Raw genomic sequence first — 12,561 nt, 5'->3', positions numbered from 1 at the left:
CGCCACGAGGCAGGGCGGTTAATCCGCCTCGCCGACATACACGCGCGTGAAGCGCCTGCCGAGGTTCGTCAGCACCTCGTAGCCGATGGTGCCGGCATGATGCGCGAGATGGTCGACAGTGATGCCGTCGCCAATCAGCGTGGCCATGTGACCACGCCGGACGGCATGAGGCGGAACGTCGGTAATATCGATCGCGAGCAGGTCCATGGAAATGCGACCGGCGATAGGACAACGCTTGCCGGCGACGACGGCTTCTGCTCCGCGCCGGTTATCGACGCTCCCCGCGGCACGGAAATAGCCGTCGGCGTAGCCGGCGGTCACGATGGCGAGCCGCGTCGGCCGCCGGGCTGTCCATGTCGCGCCATAGCCGACGGTTTGCCCGCGCTCGATTTGCCGGATCTGCGCAATCCTCGCCTTCAAATTCACGACAGGCAGCATCGGCGTGTCGGCTTCCGGCGTCGGATTGACGCCGTAAAGCGCCGCACCCGGACGCAGCACGTCGAAATGGAATTGTGATCCGAGAAAGATGCCGGATGAATTGGAGAGGGAGGCCGCCACGCCCGAGAAGCGCGACGCGATATCCCTGAATGCTGCGACCTGCCGCCCGTTCATGGGGTCGCCAAGAAGCTCGGCATTGGCCAGATGACTCATCACCAGTGTGATGCCGTGGTTACCTGCGTGAATGCGCGGCAACAGGGCCTCAGCTTCGGCAATTGAGAAACCGAGCCGATTCATTCCCGTATCGATGTGAATAGCGGCTGCGTTCTGCCGGCCGGTGATCTTTCGCAGAGATTCCCACTCGGCGAATTCCGTCGCATCGCCAATGACAGGGCGGCAGTCGATTTCTGCGAATGTCGGGCCGGAGTTCGGAAAGAAGCCATCCAGCACGTAGATGACGGCGGTGCGCGCGACGTCGCGAACGGCACGCGCCTCGTCGAGCGTTGCGACGAAGAAGGTTCTGCAACCCGCCTTCCAAAGCGCGCGAGTGACCGGCGTGATCCCGCAACCGTAAGCGTCAGCCTTGACCACAGCTGCACATTCCGCCGGGACGCCTTGGCTCTTGAGCCTGGTCCAGTTGGCGACGATGGCGTCGAGATCGATGGTGAGGATGCCCGTGGTCGTCGTCATCGTCACCGGATCAACTGCGAGCGTCGCGGCTGAATTGGCGGCTGTCTGTGGCGTGTCGGAAAGGCGGTCCATGGCTTTGAAATTTTGGCTCGAATTCCTGCGCGCAAAACAGCGCGCGCCGTCTCCGCTCATCAATTGAACCGCACAATACGCGGGCCCCTCGGGCGGTTCAATCTGTATTGGCTAGGCTAGCGCTGATGCGGCAACTGGGCATCCTGGGCCAAATCGCCGAAGCGCGTCACGCTTGCGTCGAACTGCAGGTCAATCGTGCCCGTCGGGCCGTGACGCTGCTTGCCGATGATGACTTCGGCCTTGCCGTGAACCAGTGACATGTCGAGCTGCCACTTCTCGTGCTCCGGCGTCCCCGGACGTGGTTCCTTGCTCTGCAGGTAATATTCTTCGCGGTACACGAACAGCACGACGTCGGCGTCCTGCTCGATCGATCCGGATTCGCGAAGGTCTGCAAGTTGGGGACGCTTGTCCTCGCGATTTTCAACCTGACGCGACAACTGGGACAGTGCGATAATTGGAACGGCCAATTCCTTCGCGAGCGCCTTGAGGCCGGTGGTGATTTCGGTGATTTCCTGCACGCGGTTGTCGGATCGTTTGCCCGAGCCGGACAGCAGCTGGATGTAGTCGATGATCAGAAGATCGAGACCCTTCTGCCGCTTCAGCCGTCGGGCGCGCGCGGTAAGCTGCGAAATCGACAGACCGCCCGTGTCGTCGACATAGAAGGGCAGGTTCTGCAGTTCGATCGAGTGTTCGCGGATCGTATCGAAATCGGCCTCGCTGATGCCGCCGCGGCGGATCATGCTCGATGAAATCCCGGTTCGCTCCGCCAAAATACGTGTGGCCAGCTGTTCTGCCGACATTTCGAGCGAGAAGAAGCCGATGATCCCGCCATTGACGGATTTCATCGTGCCGTCAGCCTGGATCTCGCCCTGCCAGTTCTTGGCGACGTTGTAGGCGATGTTGGTTGCCAGCGCGGTTTTACCCATAGCCGGACGGCCGGCGAGAACAATCAAGTCGGAAGACTGCAGTCCGCCCATCTTGGCGTCCATGTCGCGCAAACCGGACGCCAGCCCCGACAGATTGCCGTCGCGGCTATACGCGTTCGCAGCCATGTCGACGGCGACGGCGAGGGCCTGCGAGAATTTCTGGAACCCGCCATCATATCGGCCTGACTCCGCGAGATCATAGAGTTTGCGCTCGGCGTCTTCGATCTGTGCGCGTGGTGCGAAGTCAACTGGCGCATCGAAAGCGACATTGACCATGTCTTCGCCGATGCGGATCAGGTCGCGCCGCTGCGACAGGTCGTAAACCGTACGTCCGTAGTCTTGTGCGTTGATGATCGTCGTTGCTTCAGCCGCGAGCCGCGCAAGATACTGAGCCACCGTCATGCCGCCGATGTCGGTCTCGGCGGGAACGAACGTTTTCAGCGTGACGGGCGTGGCCACCTTGCCGGCGCGAATGAGGCTGGCTGCGGTTTCAAAGATCAACTGATGGATCGGCTCGAAGAAATGCTTCGGCTCGAGGAAGTCCGATACGCGATAAAACGCGTCATTGTTGACCAGCATCGCTCCGAGAAGGCCTTGCTCAGCCTCAATATTATGGGGAGCTGTCCGATAGGCCGGGGCGCCGGCATCGGGGGTGAGCTTCACAATGTTCGAATCAGGAGAAGCCATCGCGATGAAGTATACTTTCTTTCCGGCGGATGCTGGGCGGCGGCATCTATCTCGCACTGCAGCTTGGCCGGGAGAAAGCGCTCCCCGGTCTTATGCACGATTCACACAAGCAATAAAGCGGTCAAAATCTCTTTATCGCCGGGCTTGACGAAGCCCGCCGCGCGCAGCAGCCTTAATACGGAACTACTCTCCAGCCAGACGCAGGATCGGACCTTTCGAAGCCTCGACGGCCCTGAGGCGAGCTTCCTCGCGGATCATATAGTCGCGCGTGATGGGAACCACGCCCTGACGTTTGCTGAGTTGAATCTGCATCACCATAACGTTCTGTTTGCGGAACGACATTTCAGAACAGGCGAGATAGAATTCCCACATCCGCACAAAACGCTCGTCGTAAAGTTTGGCGGCTTCCTCGCGGCGGGCAAGGAAGCGCTCACGCCAGGCTTTAAGCGTTTCGGCATAGTGCAGCCGGAGAATTTCGATATCGTCAACCAGCAATCCCGCGCGCTCGACAGCAGGTAACACTTCCGAGACCGCCGGAATGTAGCCGCCGGGGAAAATGTATTTCGCGATCCACGGATTTGTGATGCCCGGTCCTTCGGAACGTCCGATGGAGTGAAGCACCATGACGCCGTCGTCTTTGAGGAGTTCGGCGCATCGCTTGAAGTAAGTGTCGTAATAGTCGACGCCGACATGTTCGAACATACCCACCGAAACGATACGGTCGAACTGTCCCGGGGTGTCGCGATAATCCTGCAGGCGGAATTTTGCCCGGTCGCTAAGCCCAAGTTCACTTGAGCGCGCATTTGCGACGCCCAATTGTTCTTCCGATAGGGTAACACCGGTGACATCCGCACCGGTCATGTCTGCCAGATAGAGGCCAAGTCCGCCCCAGCCGCAGCCGATATCAAGGATGCGGTGGTGGGGCTGGACCAAAAGCTTCGCTGCGAGATGCCGCTTCTTGGCAAGCTGTGCGTCATCGAGCGTTGCGTCCGGTGTCTCGAAATAGGCGCAGCTGTACTGCATGTCCGCATCGAGGAAGAGGCGATAGAGCCGCCCGTCCAGATCGTAATGCGATGCCACGTTCCGCTTTGAGCGTGAGGGTGGATTGAATTGCTGCCAGTGCCTGATCAGGTAGCGCAGCCACCATTGTGCTTTGGACCATCGCGGCAGCATGTCGGGCTGGTCCAGTACAATCGCCAGGACATCCGCGATCGAGCCCTGTTCGACGATGAAGTCGCCGTCCATGTAGATCTCGCCGAGCGCGAGTTCCGGATCGAGCAGCAGGTGCCGTTCGGCGGCTGCTGTCGTGAACCTCACGGCCACCGGCCGGCCAGTCCCGTCGCCACAGGTAAACTTGGTTCCTGTCGACGTTGTGAAGGTAACGGAGCCCCTTCGGATGAATTGGCCCAAGAAGAACTTCAGCAAATGATCCATCGAACGCATGTCCAATGATCCAAGCAGTCGCCCCCAGCACTCCTATGGTGGGTATTTTTTGGAACAGTTTCAATCGCAATTTCAGACCAAGTGGTCCGATGGAGGGCTGATCTGCGTTTTCACCATGGTCGGGAAACCGATTGGCAACACTCAAATCGAATATCGGGTGAACAAAAAATGGACTTACACTGGGCGCTTCCATTCGCGGCACAATCCGCTAAAGGTGACCACATGCGGGGTGGGCAGTTGAGTCCAACGCGATTTGTATCTGGAGATTTGGAATGTTGAGCCGAGCGCTCATTTTGGCGGCGGTGACTGTTGTGCTCGGTTATTTCGCGGCAATTCCTGCAGAGGCGCAAAACCTCGAAGCCGGAAAATCTCCCGGCCAGATTTTCTCCAGCACCTGTTCCTTGTGCCATAAAAGCCCGCGAGGGCTGTTGAAGTCCGTAGGGCCGGGGTCTCTGCCGGGTTTCTTGCGACAGCACTACACGACGAGCACGGACATGGCGTCCGCCATGAGTGCCTACGTATTGTCCAATGGGGCTGCCAACGCGCCTGTGGGCGGGGGGAATTTGACCCGGCAAGGCCAGGAAGCCAAAAGCGGACCGAGGCCCTCTGCAGAACCCGGCCCGGAGCGGGCGGTTCAGGAGCGGGAGCGTGCTGCCAAGGGACGCAAGCCGCATACGCGGGAGACGACCAGGCCGGCCGATGCGGAAGGTCCGCAGGAAGGGGCGGGCGCTCCACCTGATGGGGCAGCTGAGGCTCCTCCGCCAGAGCACCCCTCCGCGCGACACAAAGGCAAGCAAAAGGCCACCAAGGGCCGGCCGGCGAAGGATGAGCCGCCCAAGATCGATGCACGGCATGAGGCGCCCAAGGAAGAGCCTCCGAAGGCCGAGCCACCGAAGGCCGAGCCTGAAAAGAGCGAGAGCGCCAAAGGCGCGCCTTCAGCCACGGAAGCGCCAAAGCGGGAGGAGGCTGCACCTTCGGTTGAAGCAAAGCCTGATCCTGCACCGGCTGTGACGCCGGCTGCTCCAAAGGAGCCTGAGAAAGGCCCTGACGCTGCAACTGTGGCACCGCCGGCTGTGGCACCGCCAGCAGCAGCACCGCCACCAAAGCCGGTGGAAGACAATCCCAATCGGCCTCTGACCATTGACATGGGGTCGGTGCCAACACCGCCGCCGGCCGCCGTGCCCTCGGGCGATCCGACCCCTCCCGCGTCTAAGTGATGGGGCGGTTGGCGTAGCGTCTGAAGCGACATCTCAAAGGAAAAGGCCCGGTCTCGCATGAGACCGGGCCTTTCTTTCTGTGCAAGTGGCTCGCGCCTGATCTTATTTCTCGTCGGCCGGAGCTTCTTCCTGCTCGCCCTGATTGTCGGCAGCTTCCGGATCGAAGAACTCGCCGGCGGCGGCGATCGCCTCAGCGGCGGCATCGCGATCTTCCTGGCGGCTGTTGACGTCTTCGCCGCGGTTGATGCGCTCGGCTTCCGCTTCGCTGCGGGCCACGGTGACGGACACGTTCACCTCGACTTCCGGATGCACAGCGATGGTGATGGTGTGCTGGCCGATCGTCTTGATCGGTGCGTCGAGCAGAACCTGCTGACGGCTGATCGAGACGCCGTCGGCTTCGAACGCGGCCATGATGTCGCGCACCGACACCGAACCGTAGAGCTGACCGGTTTCCGATGCCTGACGCAGGACGACGACGTTGCGGCCATCGATCTTCTCGGCAACCTTGGTGGCTTCGCCCTTGGCCTGAATGTTCTTGGCCTCGAGGTCGGCCTTCATGCCGTCGTACTTCTCGCGATTTTCCTTGGTGGCGCGCAGCGCCTTGTTGCGCTTCAGCAGGTAGTTACGGGCAAACCCGTCCTTGACCTTTACCACTTCGCCCATCTGGCCAAGCTTGGCGACGCGCTCCAGCAAAATGACTTCCATTTCAGTTCTCCGTTGATGTGTTGGTTGAAGTTGATGTTGAACGTCAGGACGTCGGCGCGGGTGGCCCGTGCTTGGTCCAATAAGCTCGTCGGATTCCGAACACCGCGTCCGCAAGACCAAGGCTGATCATGGCGATCAGGGGCCAGCCGATGAACAGTGTTGCGGCATAAGCGGCGCCGAGCACGAATGCGCGGCCCGAAAACGTTTGAGTGAGGGTGTGAAGCACCGCAAAGCCGGTCATGGCGTAAGCCATCAGCAGTGCCGAGCTTGCGATCTGCGCGCCCATTGCGACCAGCCCGCCGACAAAACAGAGCATCACGACAACGATCAATGCCCCGATCGTCATGGTCGGCAGGGTGGTGGTGCGCAGGTCGGGCCATGGACGGCGCAGCCGGCCTGATGTCGATGTGACCTTGGCGGCGAGCCATAGATTGAGAGTCAAGGTGATCATGGCGATCAGGGTGGCCGCGGCGGGCGCAAGCACCACCAGCGCATCGACCATACGCCCGCTATCGCCTGCAGATTCACTGCGTGTGCCGAGAACGCGCATCAAACCGCGGCGGAGCGCACCGTTGATGGACGTCTCGTCGGTGCCCAGTGTGAGCAGCGCGCTGATCGTCGTGATCACCGCAAAAATGGCTATCCAGAGCAGAACTCGCCCAGTCGGATACCAGTCCAGTCCCGGGGCGAGCCCTGCGAGTTGAGGATCTTCAGAGACCGGGCGCGCCAGCAGGCTGAGATGGCCGAGCCACCAGGCCGGAAGCGCAACGGTGATGGCAAAGGCCGCCATGTAGGGAAAGCCGAACAGGGCGCCGAGGCCCAGCGCTGCTGTAATGCTTCCGATCAACGCAGTCGCGGACCCCCAACCCAAAGCTGCAACCATCAAGGGAAGGGGAGCGAGATAAAACAAGACAAGCGAAATCACCGCGCCCGAAATGATCGACGCGAACATCAATGCCGACGCGAGGCCGGCCGCCAATGCGATAAGAATGCCTGTCATCATCAGCTGTCCCGCTCCTTTCGAGCGGTTAGAGGTTCGCTGAACCCCAACCATCCACCTTGGGACGATCCCAAAGTGTTATGAGAATAAAACGTCTAACGTCTAGAATAGAGACAAACGCGCGGAAGCCGCGCGTTTGTCAAAAGCGTAATTAGCGGATCACGTAAGGCAGCAAACCGAGGAAGCGCGAGCGCTTGATGGCGCGGGCGAGTTCACGTTGCTTCTTTGCGGAAACGGCCGTGATACGGCTCGGCACGATCTTGCCGCGCTCGGACACGTAACGCATCAGCAGCTTCGAATCCTTGTAGTCGATCTTCGGCGCGTTCGGACCCGTGAACGGGCACGTCTTGCGGCGACGGAAGAACGGACGGCGTGCACCTGCTTCAGCCATGATTCTTACTCCTCAACCGCTGCTTCATCGTCACGCGGCCGGCGTGGGCCACGATCACCGCGATCACCACGGAAGCCACCGCCTTCGCGATCGCCGCGGAAGCCGCCGCCACCGCGCTCTTCGCGGTCACGTTCGGCCTTGCGCATCATGGCGGAAGGACCTTCTTCCAGCTCATCGACGCGGACGGTCAAATAACGGATAACGTCTTCGTTGATGCGTTCCTGACGCTCGATTTCGGCGACCACCGCTGCGGGGCCGTCGATGTTGAACATCATGAAATGCGCTTTGCGATTCTTGTTCATGCGGTAGGTGAGGGAGCGCACGCCCCAATTCTCGGTCTTGGTGACCTTGCCGCCCAAACCTTCGATCACACCGGTGAGCTGGGTGGCGAGTTCTTCGACTTGCTGTGCACTCGCGTCCTGACGCGCGAGAAATACATGCTCATACAGAGGCATGGCTGTCCTTTCCAAAGTTAGCGCGGTTCCTGGCGGCAAGCCCTTCGAGACCTTCGGAAAGGACTCGATCTGCTCAGAAGGCGGAAGCACGGGACGACGGGCCGACTGGCCCTGCCGCTTCGATCAAGCACATAAGGAATACCGATGTGGTTTGATTGAGATACGACCGTCCGTTCAGCTCCCGGCCGGGATCCACGGATGGCGCGGTTATAAGGATTTTGCCTGGCTTGGCAAGGAAAACAGCAGGTATTTTCGGCCGAAAGTCAGGATTTTGCCCATATAAGGCGTTCCCGGACGGTTCCAGATTGGTGTTCCGGGACCATTTGGGGCGCAACCAGTTGTGGCTCCGCCGCACCGCAGCTTGACACTGGTGGCCCGGGCGGTGTCTTACCACCCATCTTTTTGGGGACCTCCATGACAGCAGCATTTACCTTCCCGGGGCAGGGATCGCAAACCGTCGGTATGGGCAAGGCCTTGGCGGATGAATTTCCTGCCGCCCGTGCCGTTTTCGACGAGGTGGACGCAGCTCTGGGCCAGAAGCTGACGGCCATCATTTGGGAAGGCCCGGCGGAAACGCTGCAACTGACCGAGAACGCCCAGCCGGCTCTGATGGCGGTGTCAGTGGCAACGCTTCGCGTGCTGGAGACAGAGGCAGGTATCGACGTGGCGCGGGATGCTGCGTTCGTCGCGGGGCATTCGCTCGGAGAATATTCTGCGCTGGCGGCGGCAGGCAGTTTTTCCATCAGCGATACTGCCCGGCTGCTGCGCATGCGCGGCCTCGCCATGCAAAAGGCCGTCCCTGTCGGCGTCGGTGCCATGGCAGCATTGCTTGGTCTCGACTACGAGGCAGCCGTTGCGGTGGCCGAAGAGGCGGCGCAGGGACAAGTTTGCCAGGCAGCCAATGACAATGGCGGTGGGCAGGTGGTCGTGTCGGGTGACAAAGCTGCCGTTGAACGCGCGCTGGAGATCGCCAAGACCAAGGGCGCGAAGCGCGCCATGTTGCTGCCGGTCTCGGCTCCCTTCCATTGCCGCCTGATGCAGCCTGCTGCCGATGCGATGGCGGAGGCGTTGGCGGGCGTCACCATCAACAAGCCCAAAGCGCCGCTGGTGTCGAACGTGCTGGCGACTGCAATCACCGAGCCGGATGAAATCCGCAAGCGCCTGATCGAGCAGGTCACCGGCACCGTGCGTTGGCGCGAAAGCGTTGCGTATATGGCCGGACAAGGTGTCACGCGTTTTCTCGAAGTGGGCGCCGGCAAGGTGCTGTCGGGGCTGGTCAAGCGCATTGCGGACGGCGCTGTCGGCGTGTCGGTTGGCGGCCCGGGTGACATCGCTGCCGCGAAGGATGCAATTAACAGCGCTCGTGCGTGATCTCGTACCGCCGATTTGAAGTCCTGCATCGCTCTCGGCAAACGCGCGACAGGGACTTTAAAATCGAAAGCGGTACTAGAATTTCAGTTGTGCTAGGACCCTTTGCTTTCCGAAGTTCGACAAGTGGGTGCTGCGACGTGTTACGAACTTCGGAAAGCGGGTACCAGGGAGAACAGTATGTTTGATTTGACTGGCAAGTCGGCGCTTGTCACCGGAGCAACCGGAGGCATCGGTGGAGCGATTGCCCGCGCGCTGCATGGGCAGGGAGCGACAGTTTCTATCTCGGGGACGCGGCGCGAAGCGCTGGACAAACTCGCAGGTGAGTTGAAGGATCGGGTGCATGTTCTTCCGTGCAATCTCGCAAATGCCGAGGACGTCGAAGCGCTCGTCCCGGCGGCAGAGAAAGCGATGGGGCAGGTCGATATCCTCGTCGCCAATGCCGGCATCACGCGCGACAATCTTTTCGTGCAGTTGCGCGACGAAGACTGGGACGACGTGATCAACGTCAATTTGACAGCGACGTTCCGGCTGGCTCGGGCTGCGACCAAGTTGATGATGCGCAAGCGGTTCGGACGAATCATCGCCATCACGTCCATCGTCGGCGTCACCGGCAATGCCGGACAAGGGAACTATGCCGCGTCGAAAGCGGGCTTGATCGGCATGATGAAGTCGGTGGGCGCGGAATACGCGCGACGAAATGTGACAGCCAATTGTATTGCGCCCGGCTTTATCGCAACGCCCATGACTGACGCGCTCAATGAAAAGCAGCGGGAAGGTATCCTGGGCAAGGTGCCGGCGGGGCGGCTTGGCACACCCGACGATATTGCCGCGGCGGCGGTTTACCTCGCCTCCAACGAGGCGGCCTACGTCACCGGACAGACCATCCACGTCAATGGCGGGATGGCGATGATTTAAGGCTTTCGGGGCCTCTTTTCCGTGGCTCTGCAGACCTGTGGGTGCGTTCCGGAGGTCTGTGGTCAAGCCCTGGGAAGTATGGTACCGAGCGACGTTCACAGAGCATTTTCCGGCAGATATCCTGACGGTTTGCCGTTAGAAAATGCTCAGATATGTTGATAAGTGCGTATTCTGTTTCGCAGAGCGGGGTAACCACCTCTACGGAATGCGCATCGGGGGAATAACGCCATTGCAGGATCGTCAAAGCCTGTATATTGCCCTTGCAACGCCTGCCGCTGTTTCGGAGGCTGCCGCCCTTGCGGCGCGGCTGTCCGGGTATGCGGCGGGGCAACATGAATCTTATACGCACCGCGATGGCTCGTATCGTTTTGCGGTCGAGTTTAATGGAACAACACGAGGTTGAACGATGAGTGAGATTGGCGAGCGAGTTAAGAAGATCGTGGTCGAGCACCTTGGTGTCGAGCCCGAGAAAGTTGTCGACAACGCAAGCTTCATCGACGATCTCGGCGCAGACAGCCTCGATACGGTCGAACTCGTGATGGCGTTCGAAGAGGAATTCGGTTGCGAGATTCCGGACGATGCCGCGGAAACGATTCTCACCGTTGGCGACGCCACGAAGTTTCTCGAGAAGAACGCGAAAAGCTGATTTCAGCAGGCGACATGATTGCATGCGGCGGGTTGTAATCAAGCGACCCGCCGTCTTGCTGTTATAGTGTCGTCGACACGAAGGCGGAGTGCGAATGATGAGGCGGGTAGTCGTCACAGGCTTGGGCATGGTCTCGCCACTTGCCAATGGCGTAGAGCCGACCTGGAAGCGCATTCTGAACGGCGAGAGCGGCGCCAAGCGCATCGATGCGTTCGATGTATCGGATCTGACCTGTCAGATCGCGTGTATGGTGCCACGAGGCGATGGCACCAACGGCACTTTCAACGCTGACCAGTGGATGGAGCCAAAGGAGCAGCGCAAGGTCGATGACTTCATCGTCTTTGCGATGGCTGCGGCGACCCAGGCGCTCGACGACGCCAATTGGCATCCGGCCACCGAGGAAGATCGCTGTGCCACCGGCACCATGATCGGCTCCGGTATCGGCGGTATCGAGGGCATCGGCGAGGCGGCTGTCATTCTCAAGGAGCGTGGACCGCGCAAGCTGTCGCCCTTCTTCATCCCGGGACGCCTGATCAATTTGGCCTCGGGTTATGTTTCCATCAATCACGGGCTTAAAGGGCCCAACCATGCGGTCGTGACCGCGTGTTCGACCGGCGCGCATGCGATCGGCGACGCCAGCCGTCTGATCGCTTTTGGCGATGCCGATGTGATGGTTGCAGGCGGTGCGGAGTCCGCTGTCAACCGTCTCGCCATGGGCGGCTTCTGCGCACTGCGTGCCATGGCCACGAAGTACAACGATAACCCGACGATCGCATCGCGCCCTTACGACAAGGATCGCGATGGCTTCGTGATGGGCGAGGGCGCGGGTGTTCTGGTGCTCGAGGAATACGAGCACGCGAAACGCCGCGGCGCAAAGATGTATGCGGAGATCGTCGGTTATGGCCTGACCGGCGACGCCTACCACATCACGGCGCCCGCGGAAGACGGCGACGGTGCGTTCCGCTGCATGAGCATGGCGATGAAACGGGCCGGCATCACAGCGTCCGATCTCGACTATATCAACGCGCATGGTACTTCGACGCCGCTCGGCGACGAGATCGAACTTGGCGCGGCTCAGCGCCTCCTTGGCAATGCAGCGTCACAGGTTTCGATGTCCTCGACGAAGTCTTCGACAGGACATCTGCTTGGCGCGGCCGGTGCAATTGAGGCAATCTTCAGCATTCTCGCGATTCGCGATAATATCGCGCCGCCGACCATCAATCTGGACAATCCTTCGGTCGAAACGGCGATTGATCTGGTTCCGAACAAGGCCCGTCCGCGCGAAATCAACGTGGCGTTGTCGAACTCCTTCGGGTTTGGAGGCACTAACGCTTCACTGATTGTCAGGCGTATCGCAAACTAAGCGTTTTCAAGAGAAGTTAGGGTCCGATTCTAACATTCGCCCCGCTTTTAGGCAGGCACTCTGCGAATGTTAGAATCAAGGGACCACTAGCAACTATAAATTTCTAGTGGAGTGGATTTGACATTCGCTTGCAGAACTCGCTGCAAGGTCGGTAGCGAATGTCAAATCCACTCCACTAGGGCGAGGCTTACGAAGGAGACCTCCACTGGGAGTGGAGAGAAGGCTGCAAAACTGTGTCCACT

General features: G+C 60.2%; 12 protein-coding genes. 5 read left to right on the top strand and 7 right to left on the bottom strand.

What is annotated here, in order from left to right:
* Positions 1-18 precede the first annotated feature (18 nt).
* The 3 genes from alr to ACP0KA_RS26365 form a co-directional block, all read right to left on the bottom strand.
* Positions 19-1,200, bottom strand: a complete 1,182-nt coding sequence (gene alr / locus ACP0KA_RS26375) for an alanine racemase (RefSeq protein ID WP_424631914.1) — start codon at positions 1,198-1,200, stop codon at positions 19-21.
* Positions 1,201-1,316: 116 nt separating this feature from the next.
* Positions 1,317-2,813, bottom strand: coding sequence for a replicative DNA helicase (locus tag ACP0KA_RS26370; protein ID WP_424631913.1), 1,497 nt, complete (start codon positions 2,811-2,813; stop codon positions 1,317-1,319).
* A gap of 183 nt (positions 2,814-2,996) precedes the next feature.
* Entirely contained in the window at positions 2,997-4,247 is a 1,251-nt protein-coding gene (locus ACP0KA_RS26365; protein ID WP_424631973.1) for a class I SAM-dependent methyltransferase, read from the bottom strand.
* A gap of 281 nt (positions 4,248-4,528) precedes the next feature.
* Between ACP0KA_RS26365 and ACP0KA_RS26360 the strand changes: the two genes are divergently transcribed.
* The gene (locus tag ACP0KA_RS26360) at positions 4,529-5,473 is read left to right on the top strand and encodes a hypothetical protein (RefSeq protein ID WP_424631912.1); all 945 of its coding nucleotides are present in this window, start codon (positions 4,529-4,531) and stop codon (positions 5,471-5,473) included.
* A gap of 102 nt (positions 5,474-5,575) precedes the next feature.
* Here ACP0KA_RS26360 and rplI read toward each other — a convergent pair whose 3' ends face one another.
* From rplI to rpsF, 4 genes are all read right to left on the bottom strand, one after another.
* Entirely contained in the window at positions 5,576-6,178 is a 603-nt protein-coding gene (rplI, locus tag ACP0KA_RS26355) for a 50S ribosomal protein L9 (RefSeq protein WP_424631911.1), read from the bottom strand.
* Between the two features lie 43 nt (positions 6,179-6,221).
* A complete protein-coding gene (locus tag ACP0KA_RS26350; RefSeq protein ID WP_424631910.1) occupies positions 6,222-7,181 on the bottom strand; it encodes a DUF2232 domain-containing protein in 960 nt (319 codons plus the stop codon).
* A gap of 148 nt (positions 7,182-7,329) precedes the next feature.
* Positions 7,330-7,569, bottom strand: a complete 240-nt coding sequence (gene rpsR / locus ACP0KA_RS26345; RefSeq protein ID WP_002711478.1) for a 30S ribosomal protein S18 — start codon at positions 7,567-7,569, stop codon at positions 7,330-7,332.
* Between the two features lie 5 nt (positions 7,570-7,574).
* Entirely contained in the window at positions 7,575-8,024 is a 450-nt protein-coding gene (gene rpsF / locus ACP0KA_RS26340) for a 30S ribosomal protein S6 (RefSeq protein WP_424631909.1), read from the bottom strand.
* Between the two features lie 414 nt (positions 8,025-8,438).
* Between rpsF and fabD the strand changes: the two genes are divergently transcribed.
* The 4 genes from fabD to fabF all read left to right on the top strand — a co-directional run bounded on the left by fabD (position 8,439) and on the right by fabF (position 12,319).
* Positions 8,439-9,395: an ACP S-malonyltransferase gene (fabD, locus tag ACP0KA_RS26335; protein ID WP_424631908.1), complete on the top strand. Its 957-nt coding sequence runs from the start codon at positions 8,439-8,441 to the stop codon at positions 9,393-9,395.
* 177 nt (positions 9,396-9,572) lie between these two features.
* Entirely contained in the window at positions 9,573-10,310 is a 738-nt protein-coding gene (gene fabG, locus ACP0KA_RS26330) for a 3-oxoacyl-[acyl-carrier-protein] reductase (protein ID WP_424631907.1), read from the top strand.
* Between the two features lie 406 nt (positions 10,311-10,716).
* Positions 10,717-10,956, top strand: a complete 240-nt coding sequence (locus ACP0KA_RS26325) for an acyl carrier protein (RefSeq protein WP_006610957.1) — start codon at positions 10,717-10,719, stop codon at positions 10,954-10,956.
* Positions 10,957-11,053: 97 nt separating this feature from the next.
* Complete coding sequence (gene fabF / locus ACP0KA_RS26320) at positions 11,054-12,319, top strand: beta-ketoacyl-ACP synthase II (RefSeq protein ID WP_424631906.1); 1,266 nt, start codon at positions 11,054-11,056, stop codon at positions 12,317-12,319.
* Positions 12,320-12,561: the final 242 nt, after the last annotated feature.

Source organism: Bradyrhizobium sp. SYSU BS000235 (assembly GCF_049747295.1).
GTDB lineage: Bacteria > Pseudomonadota > Alphaproteobacteria > Rhizobiales > Xanthobacteraceae > Afipia.
Note: the sequence above shows the minus strand (reverse complement) of the source record. Positions and strands in the feature narration are given on the sequence as shown.

Coding starts and splice junctions, on each gene's coding strand:
- rplI (WP_424631911.1), bottom strand. CDS start 6,178: ATGGAAGTCATTTTGCTGGAGCGCGTCGCCAAGCTTGGCCAGATGGGC.
- rpsF (WP_424631909.1), bottom strand. CDS start 8,024: ATGCCTCTGTATGAGCATGTATTTCTCGCGCGTCAGGACGCGAGTGCA.
- rpsR (WP_002711478.1), bottom strand. CDS start 7,569: ATGGCTGAAGCAGGTGCACGCCGTCCGTTCTTCCGTCGCCGCAAGACG.
- ACP0KA_RS26350 (WP_424631910.1), bottom strand. CDS start 7,181: ATGATGACAGGCATTCTTATCGCATTGGCGGCCGGCCTCGCGTCGGCA.
- ACP0KA_RS26360 (WP_424631912.1), top strand. CDS start 4,529: ATGTTGAGCCGAGCGCTCATTTTGGCGGCGGTGACTGTTGTGCTCGGT.
- alr (WP_424631914.1), bottom strand. CDS start 1,200: ATGGACCGCCTTTCCGACACGCCACAGACAGCCGCCAATTCAGCCGCG.
- fabD (WP_424631908.1), top strand. CDS start 8,439: ATGACAGCAGCATTTACCTTCCCGGGGCAGGGATCGCAAACCGTCGGT.
- ACP0KA_RS26370 (WP_424631913.1), bottom strand. CDS start 2,813: ATGGCTTCTCCTGATTCGAACATTGTGAAGCTCACCCCCGATGCCGGC.
- ACP0KA_RS26365 (WP_424631973.1), bottom strand. CDS start 4,247: ATGGATCATTTGCTGAAGTTCTTCTTGGGCCAATTCATCCGAAGGGGC.
- fabG (WP_424631907.1), top strand. CDS start 9,573: ATGTTTGATTTGACTGGCAAGTCGGCGCTTGTCACCGGAGCAACCGGA.
- fabF (WP_424631906.1), top strand. CDS start 11,054: ATGAGGCGGGTAGTCGTCACAGGCTTGGGCATGGTCTCGCCACTTGCC.
- ACP0KA_RS26325 (WP_006610957.1), top strand. CDS start 10,717: ATGAGTGAGATTGGCGAGCGAGTTAAGAAGATCGTGGTCGAGCACCTT.